The following is a 19823-nucleotide window of genomic DNA, read 5'->3' as shown; positions in this document are numbered from 1 at the left end:
CGGCCGGCGCCCGCGGGGGCATCGGTGTCACGGACGGTCATGACGTCAGCATCCCCTGGAAGAAGCGCGCGTTGCGCTCGAGCCGCGGGAACACGTCGCCGTCGACGACGATCTCCACGACGATGAGATCCACGTGGGGCGCCGCGACCGCGACGACCTCGGGCATGCGACCGGCGATGGGGACGCCGAGCGTCGGCGGATCGTCCTCCTCCGGCGGCTCGTCGCTCACATGCAGGTAGCGGACTCGGGTGGAGCGCCGCGGGATCAGCTCGAAGACGTCCGCCCCGCCGACGCTCGCCCAGTACGTGTCGAGCTCGATCACGACGTCGTCGTCGAGCTCGTCGACGAGGATCTCCCATGCCGGTGTCCCGCGGACGTGCGTCTCGAACTCGAACTCGTGGTTGTGATACCCCACCGACACCCCGTGGTGCGCCGCGAAGCGCGCGGCGTCGTTGATCTCACCCGCCAGCTGCCGGATGCTCTCCTGCGAGCGGAAGCGGTCGGGCTCGGCCCACGGGACGATGACCGTCTCGACGCCGAGGCGGCGGGCGGCAGCCACCACCTCCTCCCGGTCGAGCATCACGATGTTGGCGTGCGCGGTCCGCGCCCGCAGGCCGACGGCCTCCAGGTCGCGGGCGAGCCCTTCGGGGTCGCTCACGATGTTGAAGGGCTCGACGTTGGCAAAGCCGAGGGCGCGCAGTCGCCCCAGAGTCTCGCCCGTGCGCGGGCCGAGATCGTCGCGCACCGTGTAGGTCTGCACCGAGAGCGCAGGCAGTCGGGTCACCGATCCTCCTTCGTCGTTGAAGCGGCGACGGAGCAGGGGCGGGGCGGACATCGACCCCGATTGCTACCGCAAGCCATACCAGTTAGTACCAACGGTAGTCCTTTGTGTACCATGACGGAACAAGCCGGCATCGAAGCCGGCGCATCCCCCCTGGAGGCAATGCTGTGAGGAAGACCCCGAAGACCGTCCTCGCCGCCTCGGGAGTGCTCGCACTCACCGTGGCGCTCGGATCCTGCGCGAGCAGCGGCGGCAGCGCCGCCGAAGAGGACGTGATCGTCGTGCAGACCAACTGGACCTCGAGCCAGGCCCAGAACAAGCCGCTCTTCGATGCGTTCGACCAGTTCACCGAAGACACCGGCATCGAGGTCAAGGTGCTCGAGAGCGGCGACAACCTGAACCAGGTGTACGAGACCTCGCTGCTCGCGGGCGACGAGGCCGATGTGCTGCTCGTGGGACTGCTCGAGAAGCAGCTCGACTGGGCGGTCAACGGCGCCGTCGTGCCCGTCAACGACTACATCGAGGACTGGGGCATCGCCGACCGCATCCCGGACGATGCGCTCGTGGACTGGACCGACGGCGAGGGCAACCTCCGCGCCTTCCCGTACTCGGGCTTCACGTGGCCCTGGTGGTACAACACCGCCCTGCTCGCGCAGGCGGGCGTCGACGAGGTCCCGGTGACCGCGGACGAGCTGATCGAGGCGACCACCAAGCTGCGCGCGGCCGGCATCGATCCCGTCGTCTTCGGCGGCATCGACTGGTCGGGCCAGAAGATCTTCCTCCAGCTGCTCGAGTCGTACATGACCGAGGACGAGGCCAAGGACGTCTACGCCAACGGCGGGCTGTGTGAGAACCCCAAGGCGATGAAGGGCATCGATCTGCTCATCAAGCTGCGCGATGCCGGCGTCTTCGTCGACGGCATCGAGGGCTACACCGCCGACCAGGCCCAGGCGGCCTACCTCGACGGCCAGGCCGCGATCGCCCCGCTCGGATCGTGGGCGTTCCCCGCGGCCTCCGACGAGGTGGCGGCGAACACCGTGCTCAGCGGCCTGCCGCTGCCCGAGGACGCCGCGTTCGACCAGCCGATCGCCTACCGCGGCTCGACGTCGGCCGGATGGTGGATCAGCCCCAACGGCGAGAAGAAGATCGACAAGGTCGAGAAGCTCATCACCCACATGTTCGAGAACGACGTGCTCAAGGCGATCCTCGACGAGGGCGGCGTGATCCCGGTCGCCGACTTCGGCGGTGACACGTCGGGCGTCGACTCGCCGCTGCTGTCGCAGTCGCTCATCGAGTTCCCCGAGCGCGTCGCCTTCCCGGTCATGCCCGACATCTACGTGCCGGCCGACGTGTCCAACCCGATGTACCGCGCCACGTCGATCGCCTTCACCCCCGGCACCGACGCACAGACCATCTGCTCGACCGTGGACGAGATCTACGCCGCGCAGTAGTCCCCGAGGGTCCGACCGCCTGCGGCCGGACCCTCGTCCCCTCCCGACCCGTATCGAAGGACCCTCCGTGACCGCCACCGCAGACGTCTCCGCGCCGCCATCGCGGCCGACCGCACCAGCCGCACGCCGGCGCCGTTCGCAGCGCCGGCGCGAGCTGCTCCAGCTGACCTCGACGATCCCCGCGCTGATCTGGTTCCTCGTCTTCACGGTCGGGCCGCTGGTGAGCCTCTTCTACTTCTCGACCGTGAACTGGCGCGGCCTCATCGCCCCGCGCACGCCCGCCGGGCTCTCCAACTTCGAGAAGCTGTTCACCGATCCCATCGTGGGGCTCGCCGCGTGGAACACGTTCCTCCAGCTGGTCATCACGCTCCCGATTGTGGTGCTCGGCGCGTTCATGATCGCGTACTACCTCACCCTCAAGCCCCGCGGGCACCGGTTCATCCGGGCCCTGATGTTCACGCCGGTCCTGTTGGCGGCATCCGCCCTCGCGATGGTGTTCGTCGGCGTGTTCGCCCCGCAGGGCATGATCAACGGGTTCCTGAAGGCGGTGGGGCTCGGCGACCTCGCCCGCCCGTGGCTCGCCGACGGGACGACCGCCTTCTGGGCGATCATCATCGTCACCATCTGGTGCAGCATGTCGGTCTCGGCGGTGATGCTGGCCGCACGCCTCAACTCGATCGACGAGTCCGTCTTCGAAGCGGCCGAGATCGACGGCGCCGGCCACTGGCGGCGCATGTGGGCGATCGCGTGGCCGATGTCGCGCGAGTTCATCGGCGTCGTGACGATGCTGCAGTTCCTGTGGACGCTGTTCGCCTCCGCCGCCGTCGTGCTGCTGCTCACCCGCGGCGGGCCCGGCAACGCGACCGTCACCCTGTCGTTCCTCGTCTACGACTTCGCGTTCAACCAGTCGAAGGTCGGCTACAGCCAGGCCGTCGCCGTGGTGCTGTTCGTGATCGGCGTCATCGGCATCCTCGTCATCCGTCGCGTGTTCCGCGAGAAGAACTGATCGGAGCATCGTGTCCACCACCCTCGACAAGCCCGTCGTCGCCACGCTCGCCGACGCGGCCGCCGCGCCCGTGCGCCGACGCCGCCGCGGCCGCCGTGATGCGCTCGGCCGCACCGGCCCGCTCAAGTACCTGGCCCACGCCGGCGTGTGGCTGTACGTCGTGCTGCTCGCCGCGCCGCTGTACTACCTGGTGATCTCGGCCTTCAAGCAGAACATCGACATCTTCCAGCAGCCCTTCTCGCCGTTCACGCCGCTCACGCTGGACAACTTCGCGAAGGCGTTCGACCAGGCCGCGCTCGGCACGGCGATGCTGAACTCGGTCTACGTCACACTCGGCGCCGAGGTGCTGACGCTGCTGCTCGCCCTGCCCGCCGCGTACGGGCTGGCACGCTCCCGGGGAACGCTCGGCCGCGTCGTGGAGCGGACGTTCGCGCTCGGGTTCCTCATCCCCGGGTTCGCCGCGCTGGTCCCGACGGTGCTGCTCGCGATCGCGATCGGCCTGTTCCACACGCGCGAGTTCCTCATCCTCTTCCTCCCCGCGTCCGCGCTGCCGCTCACGGTGATCCTGCTGACGCAGGCGATGCGCGCCGTGCCCCAGGAGCTCGAGGAGTCGGCCGTCCTCGACGGCGCGGGAGGCCTCCGGGTGCTGTGGTCGATCTACGTGCCGCTCTCGATCCCCACCCTCACGGTCGTCGCGATCCTCAACTTCCTCTCGTTCTGGAACGAGTACTTCTTCTCGCTCGTGATCATCGGCCCCGACGCGGCGCTGCGCACGGCCCAGGTCGCGCTGCCGACCCTCTCCATCGCGAACGCGGCGCAGTACGGCGTGCTGGCCGCCGGCATCCTGATCACGCTCATCCCGGCCTACCTCGTGTACGCGGTGTTCGCCGACAAGATGGAGAACGCCGTCCTCGCGGGGGCGCTGAAGGGATGACCATGCGTGTTCTCGTCGCCCACGTGGGGTGGGATGCCGGCGCTCCGACCGCCGTCGTCGTGTCGGGGCTGCAGCCGGGATCCCTCCCCGCGTGCACCCTCGTGAGCGCGGACGGCGTGCGCACCGACCTCGTCGCCACGCCGGCGGAGACGGTGGACGCCTGGCAGGGCGGGGCGTACTCGCGGGTCGAGCTCGGGCGCGTCGAAGCCGGCACCTACCGCGTCGAGGCCACGGCGGACGGCATGACGGCCTCGTCGGCGCCGTTCACGGTCGCCGAGGATCGGATTCCGGGCAGCACGCTGTCGGATGTCCTCTACGCCTTCAAGGCCGTGCGCTCCAGCGGCGAGATCGACGCGAAGGACGCCGACGCGTCGCTCATCGACCGGCCCGGAGGGCCGACGGTCGACGCGCGCGGTGGATGGCTCGACGCGAGCGGAGACCCGAGCAAGTTCCTCAGCCACCTGACGTACTCGCCGACGATGAGCCCGCAGCAGATCCCGATCTGCGTATGGGCGATGTTCGAGGCCCGGGATCGGCTGCGGGCGCGGCATCCACGATTCGATCGCGTGGTCGGGGCCCGCCTGCGCGACGAGGGGCTGTTCGGGGCCGACTTCCTGGTGCGGTTCCGCTCACCCGAAGGCTGGTTCTACAGCGGCATCTTCGACGGCCTGACCAAGCGCCTCGAGGAGCGCGTGATCAACGCGCCGCTGCCCGAGTGCGTGCGGACGGACCGCTACCAGGCCTCGTACCGCGGCGGCGGCGGCGTGGCCATCGCGGCGCTGGCGCGCGCCGCGCGGGTGGCCGAGACGGAGCCGCTGGGGGCGTTCGGCGCGGCCGAGTACCTCGATGCGGCCACCCGGGCGTTCGACGACCTCGAACGCCACAACGCCGACTACCTCTTCGGCCTCGACCTGGCCTCGGGCGACCTCACGCCGAGCACGGAGTCGATGGTCGACGACGTGTGCGCCCTGCTGGCGGCCGCCGAGCTCGCCGGCGTGGACCCGCGCCCCGCCGTCATCGAGGCTGCCGAGCGGCGCGTGCGCGCACTGCTCGCCAGATACCGGAGGGATGCCGCACCCGGCGCGCCGGGATGGTTCGAGGCGTGGGACGACGGGCGCCCCTACTTCAGCCCGGTCGAGGCCGGACTGCCCGTCGTCGCCCTCCTGCGGTTCGCGGACGTGCTCCCGTCCTCGACGCTGGCAGCGGACGCCCGCGCGCTCGCGGTGCGGACGATGGCGGACCTCGTCGCGCGCACCGACGCCGTGGCCAACCCGTTCGGCTATCCGCGCCAGCGGGTGCAGCCGCTCGGGGGTGCCGCGCGCGACGCGTTCTTCTTCCCGCACGACAACGACACGGGCTACTGGTGGCAGGGCGAGAACGCCACCCTCGCGTCGCTCGCGTTCGCCGCGCGGCTCGTCGCGGACTTGTCCGAGACGGACGACGCGCTGCGCGCACGCCTGCACCGCTTCGCCGACGACCAGGTCGCCTGGATCCTCGGCCGCAACCCGTTCGACGTGTGCATGCTGCAGGGACGGGGACGCAACAACGCCGAGTACTCGGTCGACTACCCCAACGTGCCCGGCGGCATCGTCAACGGCATCACCAGCGCGTTCGACGACGAGCACGGCATCGCCTTCCTCGACCCCGACCGGCCGGGCGACTCCTGGCGCTGGTCCGAGCAGTGGATCCCGCACAGCGCGTGGTTCCTGCTGGCCGTCGCGACGCGGTAGCCGGGCGCACCGGCCGCGTGGCCCCGCCTCAGCGCTCGGCGGCCTCGCCGAGGTGCTGCCGCAGCGCGTCGAGCGCAGGACGCTGACCCTTCACGAGGCGGTCGTGGGCGGCATCCATCGCGGTCCACTCGACACGGTCGACCTCGGGGAACCGCGCCGTGCGGCCCGACCGCGGCGGCCACTCCAGCTCGAACTCGCCGAACTCGACGCCGTCGAGAGACAGGTCCGCGCCGTCGGCGACGAACACGGTGACGCGCTTGCCGGACGAGTACGCGAACGTGCCGAGCTCGGCGTACGGGGGCTCGGGCGGGTCGATGCCGAGCTCTTCGCGGAACTCGCGTCTCGCGGCATCCAGCGCACCCTCGCGGTCGGCGTCGTACTCCCCCTTGGGAATCGACCAGGCGCCGGCGTCCTTGCTCGCCCAGAACGGCCCGCCCATGTGCGCGATGAGCACTTCGAGGTCGGGCACGAGCCGGTAGATCAGGATGCCGGCGCTGGTCGTCACCATGGTCCGGGGACCGTCAGACGATGCGCGTCTTCGGCGACACCGAGTACGTGTTCTCGGGGTCGCTGAAGACCACGTCGCCGAGGGCGGTGTCGATCGCGGCGAGCGTGTCGGCGTCGAGCACGACGCCCGAGGCCTTCACTGTCTCGGCGAGCTGCTCGGGACGGGATGCCCCGACCAGCGCCGAGGCCACGTTCTTGTTCTGCAGCACCCACGCGATCGCGAGCTGCGGCATCGAGAGCCCGGCCTGCTCGGCGATGGGCTTCAGCCGCTGCACGGCCTCGAGCACCTCGTCGCGCAGGAACGACTTGATGAAGTTCGCGCCGCTCTTCTCGTCGGTCGCGCGCGACCCGTCGGGCACGGGCTGTCCGGGCAGGTACTTGCCCGAGAGCACGCCCTGCGCCATCGGCGACCAGACGATCTGCGAGATGCCGAGCTCTTCGGACGCCGGCACGACCTTGCCCTCGATGACGCGCCACAGCGCCGAGTACTGCGGCTGGTTCGAGATGAGCTGCACGCCGTAGCTCTTGGCGAGTGCGTGGCCCTCGCGCAGCTGCTCGGCCGTCCACTCCGAGACGCCGATGTAGAGCGCCTTGCCCTGACGGACGACGTCGGCGAAGGCCTGGAAGGTCTCCTCCAGGGGCGTCTCGTAGTCGAAGCGGTGCGCCTGGTAGAGGTCGACGTAATCGGTGCCGAGGCGCTTGAGGGACCCGTTGATCGACTCGAAGATGTGCTTGCGGCTGAGGCCGGTGTCGTTCGGACCCTGCGGGCCGGTCGGGAAGTACACCTTCGTGAAGATCTCGAGCGACTCGCGCCGCTGACCGGCGAGGGCCTTGCCGAGCACGGCCTCGGCCGCGGTGTTCGCGTAGACGTCGGCGGTGTCGAAGGTCGTGATGCCCGCGTCGAGCGCCGCGTGCACGGTCGCGATCGCAGCGGAGTCGTCGACCTGCGAGCCATGGGTGACCCAGTTGCCGTAGGTGATCTCACTGACCTTGAGACCGCTGTTGCCGAGATATCGGTAGTTGACCATGAGAAAACGCTACCCGCCCCGGCGGGTGTGCCGGAGCGGGTAGCAATGATTCGACGCGCGGGATCAGACGACCGGAGCGGTCTCGCCCTCGGTCGCGTCCTCGACCGGCTCGCCCGACTCCTCGGCCTGCGCCGCGTCGGCGAGGGCGCGGGCCTCTTCGTCCAGGTCGGTCGCGGCCTGCTCGAACTGCGAGTTGTACAGGCGGTAGTACGCGCCCTGAGCCGCGATCAGCTCGTCGTGCGTGCCCTTCTCGACGATGCCGCCGTTCTCCATCACGAGGATGAGGTCGGCGTCGCGGATGGTCGACAGGCGGTGCGCGATGACGAACGACGTGCGTCCTTCGCGCAGCGCCGCCATCGCGTGCTGCAGCAGCAGCTCGGTGCGGGTGTCGACGGACGACGTGGCCTCGTCGAGGATCAGCACCGAAGGCTGCGCGACGAACGCACGGGCGATCGTGATGAGCTGCTTCTCGCCGGCGGAGATGTTCGACGCGTCCTCGTCGAGGACCGTGTCGTACCCGTCGGGCAGCGAGTGCACGAACCGGTCGACGTACGTCGCCCGCGCGGCGGCGAGGATCTCGTCGTCGGTGGCGTCGGCGCGGCCGTAGCGGATGTTCTCGCGGATGGTTCCGGCGAACAGCCACGGGTCCTGCAGCACCATGCCGGTCTCGGCACGGATGTCGCGGCGCGTGAGCTCGGCGATGTTCTGCCCGTTGAGCAGGATGCGGCCGCCGTCCAGCTCGTAGAAGCGCATCAGCAGATTGACGAGCGTCGTCTTGCCGGCGCCCGTCGGGCCCACGATCGCGACCGTCTGACCGGGTTCGACCCGGAACGACAGGTCGTGGATGAGCGGCCGGTCGGGCGAGTACGAGAACGCGACGTCCTGGAATTCGATCGTGCCGTCGCCCTCGGCCGGTGCCGGGGCGTCCTCGGCGTCGGGCTCCTGCTCGGGCTCGTCGAGCAGCTCGAACACGCGCTCGGCCGACGCCGTGCCGGACTGCACGACCGCGGCCATGCCGCCGAGCTCGGCCAGCGGCTGCGTGAATTGCTGCGAGTACTGGATGAACGCCTGCACGTCGCCGAGCCGCAGCTGGCCGCCGGCGACCATGAGCGCGCCGAAGACTGCGATGCCCACGTAGGTGAGGTTCCCGATGAACATCATCGCCGGCATCATGATGTTCGAGAGGAACTGTGCCTTGAACGAGGCCTGGTAGAGCTCCTCGTTCTCGTCGCGGAACGCCTCGCGCGAGGCCTGCTCGCGGCCGTAGACCTTGACCAGGGCGTGACCCGAGAAGGACTCCTCGACACGTGCGTTGAGGCGGCCGACCTTGCGCCACTGGATGCCGAACGCCTTCTGCGAGCGCGGGCCGATGACGCCGAAGAGCACGCCCATCAGCGGGAAGCTGATCAGCACCACCAGCGTCAGCTGCCACGAGATGGTCAGCATCATGATCAGCACGCCGATCACGGTGAGCACGCTCGTGAGCGCCTGCGACAGCGACTGCTGCATCATCTGCGTGATGTTGTCGATGTCGTTCGTGACCCGCGAGATCAGTTCGCCGCGCTGGACACGGTCGAAGTAGCGCAGCGGCAGGCGGTTGATCTTCGCCTCGACGTCCTCGCGCAGACGCCACATGACGCGCACCATGATCACGTTGATGACGTAGCCCTGCAGCCACATCAGCAGCGACGACGCGAAGTACAGCGCGAGCACGATGAGCAGCACACGGCTGAGCGCCATGAAGTCGACCCCCGCGCCGGGGACGAAGTGCTCCATGGCGGAGACCATGTTGGCGAGATCCTGCTGCCCCGAGGCCTCGAGCCCCTGGACGACCTGCTCCTTCGTGGTGCCCGCGGGCGCCATCCCCGAGACGACACCCTCGAAGAGGATGTTGGTCGCCTCGCCGAGCACCTTCGGCGACAGCACGGCGAGCACGACGCCGATCGAGCCGAGGATCGACACGAACACGAACGCCCACGCGTTCGGGCGCAGCAGTCCGATGAGGCGGCGGAACGAGGGCCAGAAGTGCGCGGCCTTGCCCGGTGCGACGGCGCCGCTCCAGTCGTCGGCCGCGATGCGTGCCTGCTCGCCGAGTTCGATCTCGGCCTTCTCTTCGGCGCTCAGCTCGGCGACGGCCTTGCGCACGCGCCGGGTGGTCTTCTCGTCGCTCATCGGGCGACCTCCGCTCCGAGCTGGGATTCGACGATCTCGCGATAGGTCTGGCTCGTCTCGAGCAGCTGCTCGTGCGTCCCGATCCCCACGATGCCGCCGTCGTCGAGCACGACGATGCGGTCGGCGTCGGTGATCGTCGAGACGCGCTGGGCGACGACGATCTTGGTGACGTCGGGCAGCTCGCGCCACAGCGCCTGCCGCAGCCGCGCGTCGGTGGTGAGGTCGAGCGCCGAGAACGAGTCGTCGAACACGAGCACCTTGGGCTGGTGGACGATGGCACGCGCGATGGCGAGCCGCTGCCGCTGCCCGCCCGACACGTTGGTGCCGCCCTGCGCGATCGGCGCGTCGAGCCCCGCCTCCATCTGGCTGACGAAGTCGCTCGCCTGGGCGATCTCGAGTGCGCGCCACAGCTCGGCGTCGGTCGCGTCCTCGCGGCCGAACCGCAGGTTCGAGGCGATCGTGCCCGTGAAGAGGAACGGCCGCTGCGGCACCAGGCCGATCGTGCCCCACAGCGCTTCGAGGTCGGCCTTGCGCACATCGACCCCGCCGACCTCGACGACGCCGTCGGTGACGTCGAACAGGCGCGGGATCAGCGAGACGAGGGTCGTCTTGCCGGCACCCGTCGACCCGACGATCGCGACGGTCTCGCCGGCTGCCGCCCCGAAGCTGATGCCCGAGAGGATCGGGTGCTCGGCGCCCGGGTAGGTGAAGGCCACGTCGCGGAACTCGATCGTGCCCGGCGCCGGGAACTCGAAGACCGCGTCGGCAGGACGCTCCAGCGACGAGTGCGTGTCGAGCACCTCGCCGACGCGCTCGGCGGAGACCGCCGCGCGCGGGATCATCAGCGTCATGAAGCTCGCCATCATCACGCCGGAGAGGATGATCATGGCGTACTGCATGAAGGCGAAGAGCGTGCCGATCTGGATCTCGCCGCTGTCGACCTGCATGCCGCCGAACCAGATCACGCCGATCACGGTGACGTTGAGGATCAGCATGACCGCGGGGAACAGCACCACGAACAGCGACCCGACCTTGCGGCCGACGACCATGATGTCGGTGTTGGCCTCGCGGAAGCGCTCTTCCTCGATGGGCTCGCGCACGAACGCGCGGATGACGCGGGTGCCGGTGAGCTGCTCGCGCATCACGCGGTTCACGCCGTCGAGCTTGCCCTGGTAGCTGCGGAACAGCGGCACCATGCGGGCGATCACGATGCCGGCCACGACCAGCAGCACGGGGACGGCGATCGCGATGATCCACGCGAGGCTCGCGGCCTGCTCGATCGCGAGCACGACCCCGCCGATCGCGAGGAGCGGCGCCGTCACCAGGAAGGTCGCGCCCATCATGGCCAGCATCTGCACCTGCTGCACGTCGTTCGTGTTGCGGGTGATGAGGGAGCCCGCGCCGAAGCCGGTGACCTCGCGCTCGGAGAAGCCCGAGACGCGCTCGAAGATGTCGTCGCGGATGTCGCGGCCGAGCTTCATCGCGGCGCGTGCGGCGAACCAGGTCGCGATGATGGAGGCGACGATCTGGCCGAGCGAGACCGTCAGCATGACGATGCCGGTGCGCCAGATGTAGTCGGTGTCGCCCTTCGAGACGCCGTCGTCGATGATGTCGGCGTTGAGGCTCGGCAGGTACAGCGAGGCGATGGCGGAGGCGGACTGGAACAGCAGCACGCCGAGCAGCAGCCAGCCGTACGGTTTGAGATATCGGACGAGGAGTTTTGCCAGCACGAGGTTCCCCTGGGGCGCGTAAGGGCACGCGGACGAGCGCGCAGAAGGTGGTGTGATCCCACCCTTGCACGGGCCGCCGACATCGCGGCAGGCTCGTTCGCGGAGGGCGGACGGTGGACGCGGGATGCCTTTTCCCGGTGGCATCCGTCGGTCACTGTAACACGATATATCGTGTCATGTGAAGACCGGATGCCGCCCACCCCGGCTCCACGTGCGCCCGGGGAGGCGGCATCCCGTCGTCCTTCAGCTCGCCGCGCGCCACTCCTCGTAGCCGACGGGGTCGATCACGGCGTCGTCGCGCACGGGCACGAGGCTGGTCTCGCCGACCACGCGGCCGAAGTAGCCCGCGGCCGGGTCGACCACGACGGCCCGCGCGTCGCCGCGGTCGGAGAGGTCGCGCCGGAGGAACTCGGCGAGCGGCGCGCGCTCGGGTCCGGCGACCTCGACGGCACCGGCCGTGCGCGCCTCCGCCGCGTCGGCCAGCGCGCGCGCGACGGCCTCCGCCGCGACCGGCTGCATCAGCGCCGTGCCGATGCGCACCTCGCCGTCGACGGTGCTCGCGTCGGCGATCTGCGGGAGGAATTCGAAGAACTGCGTCGCGCGCACGATCGTGGACGGCACCGCGCTCTCAGCGACGAGCCGCTCCTGCACCACCTTGCCCGCGAGGTACCCGCGCGCCTCGGGGTTGCGGTCGATCCCGACGATCGAGAGCGCCACATGGTGGCCGACGCCCACCCGATCCTCGGCTGCCAGCACGTTGCCGGTCGCGGCCGTGAAGAACTCGATCACGCCGGCCTCGTCCCACGCCGACGACTCGGTCGCGTCGACGACGACGTCCGCCCCGTCGAAGGCCGCGTCCAGGCCCGTCCCGGCGACCGCGTCCACGCCGGTCGACCGCGAGGCCGCCACGGCCTCGTGGCCGCGCTCCGCCAGCAGCGCCACCACTCGTGCGCCGATCCGCCCCGTTCCACCCAGCACCACGATCTTCATGAGTCTCTCCAAACCCGGATTGATATTGTCCGGGTTCAATCTACTCGGACAACCACTGTCCGAGTCAAGTAGTGTTTCGGATATGAAGATGTCGGGCGGGGTCGAGTGGGCGGTGCACTGCTGCGTCGCCCTCACGGGCGTGACCGAGCCGGTGCCCGCGGCGACGCTCGCCCGGCTCAACGACGTCTCGATGACCTACCTCGCGAAGCAGATGCAGGCCCTCGCGCGTGCGGGCCTCGTCCACTCCGTGCAGGGCAAGTCCGGCGGCTACGTCCTCGCGCGCCCCGCGGAGAAGATCTCGGTGCTCGACATCGTGCTCGCGATCGAAGGCCCCGAACCGCAGTTCACGTGCACCGAGGTCCGCCAGCGGGGCCCGCTCGCGGCATCCCCCGAGCAGTGCCTCCAGGCGTGCGCCGTCCATCGCGCGATGCTCGCCGCGGAGCAGGCGTGGCGGCAGTCGCTGCGCGGCGTCACGGTCGCCGACCTCGTCGCGACGGTCGACCGCGACTCCGGTCCCGACGTGCTGTCGCGGGTGCGCGGCTGGCTCGTCTCCCCCGCCGGCTGACCCGGAGGACGAAAGAGGGGATGCCGCGGCTCGCGGCATCCCCTCTCTCGAGCGTCAGCGGGTCAGGCCTCGCCGCCCTGCGCGATGTCGGCGCGCTCGCGCCAGCTGCGCGCGGTGACGCGGTCGAGCGCGACCTGCTTGCGCAGCGCGTCGGCCTTCTCGTACAGCGTCGGGTCGCCGTAGCTGGTCAGCACCTTCACGAGCACCGGCAGCAGCTCGATCATGAAGAACAGCCCGGCGATGAGCCAGTGCGCCCACATCAGGGTCGGCTCGCGCTGCGACAGCCGCTCCAGACCGCTGATCTGGCTGAGCAGACCCGTCGCGCCGGCGTTGCCGCCGGCGATCTCGGCGGCGCGCGCGTTGTACGCGGCGAGCGCGGCCTGGTACTGCTCGCGCGCCGCGGGCAGCTCGTCCTTCGCCTGCTTCTTGTTCGTCGCCTCCGACGCGCCGGCGTCGGCGGTGCCGGCCGCCTGCGCGTCGGCGAGGTCGGCCTGGGCGGTGGTGAGCTTCGCGGCCAGGTCGTCGTACGACGCCTGCGCGGCGGCCAGCTGGTCCTTGGCGGCCGTCGAACTCGCCCCCTCCCCCGCGACGCCGGTGCAGCCCGCGACCTCGCCGGCCCCCTGGCCGGTGAGCTCGCACTGGTAGATGGCGCGCGCCTGGTCGATGACCGTCTGCTGCGCGGCGAGCTTGGCGGTCAGGTCGTCGACGGTCGCCTGCGCCGACGAGGTCGCCGCCGAGGTGGTGTCGGCACCGGCCACCACACCGCTGGCGGCCTGGCTCTCGAGCTCCGAGACGCGCTCGCTCGCAGCATCCAGCGCCTTCTTCTCGGGGCCGGAGGTCACGGCGTCCTGATCGGACTGGGCCTGGACGAGGTTGGTCGCGTTGACCTCGCGCGCGATGTCGTTGTGGAAGATCTGCAGCACGAGCGGCTCCGCGACGACCATGCCGATGATGGCGGCCATGATCACGCGCGGGATCGCCATCCCGATGAGCTTCCAGATGTTGCGCGTCGAGCGCATCGTCGAGGTGAGGAAGCGGTCGAGGTTGAAGATGATGAGCGCCCACACGATCGCGAGCGGCACCGCGAACCACGCCGCGGCCCGCACACCGGTCATGAGGGCGAACATCATCGAGATCGCCGAGACCAGGGCCGTGCCGGCGAGCACGAAGAACATCTGCACGAAGCGCGGCGTCTCGCTGGGCACCTCGTCGAGGACGACGCCGTCGGCGCCGCCGAGGATCGCGAGGCGCCGCCAGCCCGATCCGGGCACGCGCTCGCGCTTGGCCCTCGGCTGCTTCGGCTGCTTCGGCGGCTTCGCAGGGGCCACGGGCGCGACGGCCTCGACGGGCTCGACGTCGGGAGCGGATGCCTCGCCGATCGCGCCCCAGTCGGCGGTGGCCGGCATCACGAGGGTGTCGTCCTGCGACGTGTCGGCCGACGCCGCGACGGCGACGGGCTGCGTCGGGTTCATCGCGAGGGCGTCGTCGAGCAGGTCCTGCGTGACCGGGTACGGGTCCTCGGGGCCGTCCGAGCCGGTGGGCGCGTCGGGCGCCTCTGCCGCCTCGTCCTGGGCGGCGCGCGCCTGCGCGGCACGCACGTCGTCGAGGTACAGCTCCTCGGGTTCGGAGCCTGCTGTCTCGACCTCGATGCGGCCGTCGGAGCCGAACCTGCCCGGCCGGTGTGCGGAGTAAGACATCCGAACACCGTATGAGGGCGACCTGGACGAGAGGTGGATGAATGCCCAGCGCCGCCCGGTGGAGCGGGCGGAGAGTGGATGCCGCGGCCCGCGGCATCCCGCCTCTCAGACTTCGAGCGGGGTGACGGCGGCGACCGCCTCGTCCTCCTCGGTGGCGACGAGCTGGCCGCACGCGCCGTCGATCTCCTTGCCGCGGGTGTCGCGGAGGGTCGTCGGGATGCCGGCGTCGTTGAGGCGGCGCACGAACTCGTTCTGCACGGGGACCTCGGAGGCCGTCCAGATCGAGCCGGGCGTGGGGTTCAGCGGGATCGGGTTCACGTGCACCCAGCCGCGGCCGCGGTCGTTGAGCTTCTTCGCCAGCAGGTCCGCCCGCCACGCGTGGTCGTTCATGTCCTTGATGAGCGCGTACTCGATCGACACGCGGCGCCCCGTCTTGTCGAAGTACGCACGGGCGGCGTCGAGGGCCTCGTCGACCTTCCAGCGCGAGTTCACCGGGATGAGCTCGTCTCGGAGCGTGTCGTCGGGGGCGTGGAGCGACAATGCGAAGGTCACCGGGATGTCCTCGTTCGCGAGCTTCGTGATCGCGGGGACGAGGCCGACGGTCGAGACCGTGATGCCGCGGGCGCTCATGCCCAGGCCGTGCGTCTTGTCGGTCATGACGCGGACGGCCTGCATGACGCGGGCGTAGTTGGCCAGCGGCTCGCCCATGCCCATGAACACGATGTTCGAGACGCGCTCGGCGGAGTGGTCGTCCTTCTTCTTGCCGCCGAGGCCGCCGTCTGCGATGAGGCGGTTGGCGCGCACGATCTGCTCGACGATCTCGGCCGCCGACATGTTGCGCGTGAGACCGGCCTGCCCGGTCGCGCAGAACGGGCAGTTCATGCCGCAGCCGGCCTGCGACGACACGCACAGCGTGATGCGTCCCGGGTAGCGCATGAGCACGGACTCGACGAGCGCGCCGTCGTGCAGCTTCCACAGGAACTTGATCGTGTCGCCGCGGTCGGTCTCCAGGCGCCGCACCTCGGTGAGCAGCGGCGGCAGCATGCCGTGGACCAGCTGCTCGCGACCCTCGGCCGGCAGGTCGGTCATGTCGGCCGGGTCGTGCGTCCAGTGCTGGAAGTAGTGCTTCTCGAGCTGCTTCGCGCGGAAGCCCGGCAGGCCGAGCTCCTTGACCTTCTCGACGCGCTGCTCGGGAGTGAGGTCGGCGAGGTGCACCGGCGGCTTGCCGCGCTTGGGGCTCGCGAACTGGAGCAGCGGGCGCCCCTCGGCGTCCTTCTGCTGGGTCCAGCCCTCGGTCGCCGGACGCACCTGGCGGGGCTTGGTGGAGCGCACGGGTGAGGACTCGGTCATGCCTCCCAGGGTACGCGGGCAGGCTGGACGAAACCGGGAGGCGGATGCTGCAGCCCACAGCCTCTGGTGCGCGGGGATCGTTGGTGCCATTCTTTCCCCAGCGGTCCGCCTGGGGAGCGCCGCCTGGGGAGGCGGCACCGGACCCGAAGCTGGGGAAGGGGACGGGAACTGAGCGCGCACGTCACGGCGGCGGCGCTGACGCCGCGCCTGCTCCACGGTGTGGAGGACTCCGCGGAGCGGATGCTGCGCGTCGAGGGCACCGCGGTGCTCGTCGACATCTCAGGCTTCACGACGCTCTCCGAGCAGCTGGCCGCCGCCGGCCGCGAAGGCACCGAGCAGCTCATCGCCACGCTGTCGCGCATCTTCACGGTGCTGCTGCCGGCGACCGACGACGGCGGCGACGTCGTGAAGTTCGCCGGCGACGCCCTGTTCGTGCTGTTCACCGGCGCGGACCACGCCCGCCATGCCGCCCATGCCGCCTGGAACATGAACCGCGTGCTGACCGCGATCGGCGACATCCACCTCCCCTTCGCCCGCACGCGACTGCGCATGTCGGTCGGGGTGCACTCGGCCGTGTTCACGTTCTTCCTCACCGGCGAGGGCTCGGTGAGCGTCGTGCTCGCCGGCCGTGACACCGGCCGTGTACTGGAGCTGCAGTCGGCGGCCGAGGCGGGGAGGATCCTCGTCAGCGACGAGACGGCGGCCCTGCTGCCGGCCGCACTGGTCGCGAAGGAGGAGGCGGCGCCGGGGGCGCGGCGTCTCGTCAAAGGCGGATCGGTGGCCGCGGCATCCCTCCTCTCCCTCCATGCCGGGCGCGGCGAGGCGGCCGACCGCTTTCTGCCTCGCGCGTTCGCCCAGCGGCCCGATCTGCTGGGTGCCGACCCCGACCATCGCTGGGCGGCGATCGCGTTCGTGCAGGTGTCGGGAGTGCCGGACGACCCGGATGCCGCCGACCACGCCCGCATCGACCGCCTCACGCGCCTGGTGGACGATGCCTGCGCCGATACCGGCGCCACCCTGCTCGACGTCGACCCGGCGCCAGGCGGATACCGCTACTTCTTGACCGCGGGCGCCCCCACCACGCTCGAAGACCCGGAGGGCCGGCTGGTCACCGCCGTGCTGCGCATCGTGCAGGACGGAGCCGGTGACTACGTCCTGCGCGCCGGCGTCACCTCCGGCCGCGTGTTCGCCGGCTTCGTCGGCGCGACGTACCGGCAGACGTACACGGTCATGGGCGACCCCACGAACCTGGCGGCACGGCTGGCCGCCCGCGCCGAGCCCGGAGACGTGCTGGTGGCACGATCGGTGCTCGAGCGCACCGCACGCCCGTTCGAGGCCGACGACGCGGGCGTCATCACGGTGAAGGGCAAAGCGACCGAGATCCCTGTGGCCGTGGTCACCGGGCGCGGCGGAGCCACGTCGCTGGCCGCGCAGCAGACGCCGTTCACGGGACGGCAGGACGAGCTCGACCGGGTGCGGCGGATGCTGACGGATGCCGCCGCCGAGACCGGCTCGGTGCTCACGGTGTCCGGCCCCGCCGGTATCGGCAAGACGCGCCTGCTGACGCACGCACTGGCCGAGACTCCGCTGGCCGTGCTGCGCGCCCACGGCGACTCGTACGGTGCGAACTCGCCCTATCGGGCGCTGCAGACGCTGCTGCGTCCGCTGCTGGGGATCCGTTCGGCCGCGGCGCCCGCCGAGGCGGGCGAGCAGCTCGCGGCCGTCGTGGCGGAACGGTTCGCCCACCTGCTGCCGTGGCTGCCGCTGCTGGCCCCGGCGGTCGGGGCGTCCGCGGAGCCGACGCCGGAGTCGCTGGCCCTGGACGACGCCTTCCGCGCCGAGCGCGCCGCCGAGGTCGTGGCCGAGTTCGTGGGCGCGCTCACCGAGGCGCCGGGATGCCTGCTGATCGACGACGCGCAGTGGATCGACCCCGCCTCGGCGGCGGTGCTCACCGACCTGATCGGCCGCGACACGCGCCATGCGGTGCTCATCGCGCGAAGGGCGGATGCCGGCGGCCTCGGCCCACTGGGCGACGAGCTGCCTCTTTCCGGGCTCGCCGACGAGCACATCCGCGACATCGTCGAGGCCGTCGCGGGCCGTCGCCTGCTGCCCGCCGACGCGCGCCCGCTGGTGGCGCGGGCAGGCGGCAACCCGCTGTACGCGATCGAGCTCGCTACCGGTCTCGCCTCGGGCGAGGACGCGCTCGGCATCGAGCAGCTCATCGGCGAGCGCATCGACGCGCTCACCGAGTCCGAACGCACGACGCTCCGGCGCGCCGCCGTGCTGGGCGTGCGCATCCCGCTCGGACTGTACGTCACGTGCGTCGGGATGCCGCTCATCTCGGGCGGTCTCGGAGCGTTCCTCGAACTGGGGGCGGACGGGGTGTCGTTCCGCAGCGAGCTGTTCCGCGACGTCGCCTACGACCAGCTGACGTTCCAGGCCCGGCGCGAGCTGCACCGTGCGGCTGCGGCGGCGCTCGAAGCCGATCCGGCGCTCGGCGGGTCGGCGCGCAACGTCATGCTGGCGGCGCATTACGAGGCCGCCGGCGATTGGGGGGCCGCGCACCGGGCCGCGGTGGCCGCCGCCGAGACGGCGGAGCGCGCGTTCGCGCTCGAGGAGGCCGTGCGCAACTACCGCGTCGCGGTCGAGGCGGCGCGGCGTTCGAACGGCACAGACGATCTGCCCCGGCTGCTGGAGGCGCTGGGGCGCGTGTCGGTCTCGGGCGGGTGGGCCAAGGAAGGGCTCGAAGCGTTCTCGGCCGCGCGGAAGCTGATCTCGGATGCTGCCGATCGGGCCCGCCTCGACCACGAGCGCGCGTACGCGCTCAACATCCTCGGGCGGCACGACGAAGCGGTGCGGGCTTTGCGCACCGCACGCCGCGCGTTGACCGGCACGGGCACGGAGGGACGGCGCGTGCTCGCCGCCGTCGCGGTCACCGAGGCCGGGTTGCGACTGCGTCAGGCGCGGTGGAGCGAGGCCCGCGCGCTGGCCGACGAAGCGATCGTGCTCATCGACGGCGACGGGCTCGACCCGACCACGAAGCGCGTGCTCGCCGACGCCCTGCGCTATCACGACATCGCCGCGAGCGAGCTCGAGGGCGACGCCGGCATGGTCCACCTCCCCCGCGCGCTGGCGCTGTACGACGAGGCTCACGACGAGCTGTCGAAGGGCAAGGTGCTGAGCCTGCTGGGCGTCCGCGCCTACTACCGGGGCGACTGGACGACGGCGGCGGCACTGTACGAGCAGGCGCGCGCTGGGCACGAAGCCGCAGGCGACATCGTCGGCGAGGCGCTCGAGTCCGCCAACGCCGCAGAGATCCTCATCGACCAGGGTCGCATCGATGAGGCCCGCCCCCTCGTGGCGGAGGCGCTGCGCGTCTTCGAGGCATCCGACAACCCGTACCTGGTGGCGTTCGTCACGGGGTTCGCGGGCCGGATCGCCCAGCAGGCAGGGGACGTCGCGGGTGCGCGCGAGGCGTTCCGGGCGGCCGCCGACGGGTTCACCGCCCTGGATGAGACGGATGCCGCCCTGGACGCCCGGGTGCGCCTTCTGGAGGCGACGCTGGACGCGGGTGCCGTCGTCGAGGCCGGCGCCGACGCGGACGGCCTCGCCGACGTGTCCGACGTCCGCCTCACCCGGCAGCGGGCGCGTCTCGCGGCTGCCCACGGCGACACCCGGCTGGCCCTCGCCCTCGCCGTCGCCGCGGCCGACGACGCTTCGGCGACTCCGCTCGAGCACGCGCTCTCACTCGCCCAACTGCACGGCCTTCGGCCCGATGACACCGTCCGCGCCGAAGCCGAGCGCATCCTCACCGGCCTCGGCGTCGTGAACATCCCGCAGATCCTCGATTCCTCGTCGTCCCTCATCACCGAAGCGGAGTAG

The 19823-nt window shown here is 70.9% G+C and carries 14 protein-coding genes; 6 read left to right on the top strand and 8 right to left on the bottom strand.

Features of this window, described 5'->3' with window-relative positions; genetic code table 11:
- Positions 1-37: 37 nt before the first annotated feature.
- A complete protein-coding gene (locus ACFWJ8_RS06590; RefSeq protein ID WP_378810006.1) occupies positions 38-784 on the bottom strand; it encodes a sugar phosphate isomerase/epimerase family protein in 747 nt (248 codons plus the stop codon).
- Between the two features lie 164 nt (positions 785-948).
- Between ACFWJ8_RS06590 and ACFWJ8_RS06585 the strand changes: the two genes are divergently transcribed.
- The 4 genes from ACFWJ8_RS06585 to ACFWJ8_RS06570 all read left to right on the top strand — a co-directional run bounded on the left by ACFWJ8_RS06585 (position 949) and on the right by ACFWJ8_RS06570 (position 5902).
- On the top strand, positions 949-2232 hold the full coding sequence (locus tag ACFWJ8_RS06585) for an ABC transporter substrate-binding protein (protein WP_378810005.1): 1284 nt from the start codon (positions 949-951) through the stop codon (positions 2230-2232).
- Between the two features lie 67 nt (positions 2233-2299).
- Entirely contained in the window at positions 2300-3238 is a 939-nt protein-coding gene (locus ACFWJ8_RS06580) for a carbohydrate ABC transporter permease (RefSeq protein ID WP_378810003.1), read from the top strand.
- Positions 3239-3248: 10 nt separating this feature from the next.
- Positions 3249-4172, top strand: a complete 924-nt coding sequence (locus ACFWJ8_RS06575; protein WP_378810002.1) for a carbohydrate ABC transporter permease — start codon at positions 3249-3251, stop codon at positions 4170-4172.
- A gap of 2 nt (positions 4173-4174) precedes the next feature.
- The gene (locus ACFWJ8_RS06570) at positions 4175-5902 is read left to right on the top strand and encodes a glycoside hydrolase family 9 protein (RefSeq protein ID WP_378810001.1); all 1728 of its coding nucleotides are present in this window, start codon (positions 4175-4177) and stop codon (positions 5900-5902) included.
- A 28-nt stretch (positions 5903-5930) separates the two neighbouring features.
- On the opposite strand, the gene ACFWJ8_RS06565 is transcribed toward ACFWJ8_RS06570, so the two are convergent.
- The 5 genes from ACFWJ8_RS06565 to ACFWJ8_RS06545 form a co-directional block, all read right to left on the bottom strand.
- Complete coding sequence (locus ACFWJ8_RS06565; protein ID WP_378809999.1) at positions 5931-6410, bottom strand: NUDIX domain-containing protein; 480 nt, start codon at positions 6408-6410, stop codon at positions 5931-5933.
- A gap of 13 nt (positions 6411-6423) precedes the next feature.
- Positions 6424-7437 carry an aldo/keto reductase family protein gene (locus ACFWJ8_RS06560; RefSeq protein WP_378809997.1) on the bottom strand — a complete coding sequence of 338 codons (1014 nt, stop codon included), beginning with the start codon at positions 7435-7437 and terminating at the stop codon, positions 6424-6426.
- Between the two features lie 63 nt (positions 7438-7500).
- The gene (locus ACFWJ8_RS06555; protein WP_378809996.1) at positions 7501-9609 is read right to left on the bottom strand and encodes an ABC transporter ATP-binding protein; all 2109 of its coding nucleotides are present in this window, start codon (positions 9607-9609) and stop codon (positions 7501-7503) included.
- Positions 9606-11339, bottom strand: a complete 1734-nt coding sequence (locus ACFWJ8_RS06550) for an ABC transporter ATP-binding protein (RefSeq protein WP_378809995.1) — start codon at positions 11337-11339, stop codon at positions 9606-9608. Before ACFWJ8_RS06550 ends, ACFWJ8_RS06555 begins: the two co-directional genes overlap by 4 nt.
- A 243-nt stretch (positions 11340-11582) precedes the next feature.
- The gene (locus ACFWJ8_RS06545) at positions 11583-12329 is read right to left on the bottom strand and encodes an SDR family oxidoreductase (protein ID WP_378809994.1); all 747 of its coding nucleotides are present in this window, start codon (positions 12327-12329) and stop codon (positions 11583-11585) included.
- A gap of 82 nt (positions 12330-12411) precedes the next feature.
- Here ACFWJ8_RS06545 and ACFWJ8_RS06540 point away from each other — a divergent pair, with 82 nt between their 5' ends.
- Positions 12412-12894, top strand: a complete 483-nt coding sequence (locus ACFWJ8_RS06540) for an RrF2 family transcriptional regulator (protein WP_378809993.1) — start codon at positions 12412-12414, stop codon at positions 12892-12894.
- Positions 12895-12956: 62 nt separating this feature from the next.
- Here ACFWJ8_RS06540 and ACFWJ8_RS06535 read toward each other — a convergent pair whose 3' ends face one another.
- Positions 12957-14591, bottom strand: a complete 1635-nt coding sequence (locus tag ACFWJ8_RS06535; RefSeq protein ID WP_378809992.1) for a DUF4407 domain-containing protein — start codon at positions 14589-14591, stop codon at positions 12957-12959.
- 105 nt (positions 14592-14696) lie between these two features.
- A complete protein-coding gene (gene rlmN, locus ACFWJ8_RS06530) occupies positions 14697-15941 on the bottom strand; it encodes a 23S rRNA (adenine(2503)-C(2))-methyltransferase RlmN (protein WP_378809991.1) in 1245 nt (414 codons plus the stop codon).
- Between the two features lie 219 nt (positions 15942-16160).
- Between rlmN and ACFWJ8_RS06525 the strand changes: the two genes are divergently transcribed.
- Positions 16161-19823 carry an AAA family ATPase gene (locus ACFWJ8_RS06525; protein ID WP_378809990.1) on the top strand — a complete coding sequence of 1221 codons (3663 nt, stop codon included), beginning with the start codon at positions 16161-16163 and terminating at the stop codon, positions 19821-19823.

It is taken from the genome of Microbacterium sp. NPDC058389, from assembly GCF_042722305.1.
Classification (GTDB): Bacteria; Actinomycetota; Actinomycetes; order Actinomycetales; family Microbacteriaceae; genus Microbacterium.
The sequence above is the reverse complement of the archived record's forward strand: the minus strand, read 5'-3'. Positions and strand labels throughout refer to the sequence as shown.

Bases quoted from the DNA above. Each gene is read 5' to 3' on its own strand.
- ACFWJ8_RS06570 (WP_378810001.1), top strand. From the start codon at position 4,175: ATGCGTGTTCTCGTCGCCCACGTGGGGTGGGATGCCGGCGCTCCGACC.
- ACFWJ8_RS06565 (WP_378809999.1), bottom strand. From the start codon at position 6,410: ATGGTGACGACCAGCGCCGGCATCCTGATCTACCGGCTCGTGCCCGAC.
- ACFWJ8_RS06560 (WP_378809997.1), bottom strand. From the start codon at position 7,437: ATGGTCAACTACCGATATCTCGGCAACAGCGGTCTCAAGGTCAGTGAG.
- ACFWJ8_RS06555 (WP_378809996.1), bottom strand. From the start codon at position 9,609: ATGAGCGACGAGAAGACCACCCGGCGCGTGCGCAAGGCCGTCGCCGAG.
- ACFWJ8_RS06545 (WP_378809994.1), bottom strand. From the start codon at position 12,329: ATGAAGATCGTGGTGCTGGGTGGAACGGGGCGGATCGGCGCACGAGTG.
- ACFWJ8_RS06540 (WP_378809993.1), top strand. From the start codon at position 12,412: ATGAAGATGTCGGGCGGGGTCGAGTGGGCGGTGCACTGCTGCGTCGCC.
- ACFWJ8_RS06535 (WP_378809992.1), bottom strand. From the start codon at position 14,591: ATGTCTTACTCCGCACACCGGCCGGGCAGGTTCGGCTCCGACGGCCGC.
- rlmN (WP_378809991.1), bottom strand. From the start codon at position 15,941: ATGACCGAGTCCTCACCCGTGCGCTCCACCAAGCCCCGCCAGGTGCGT.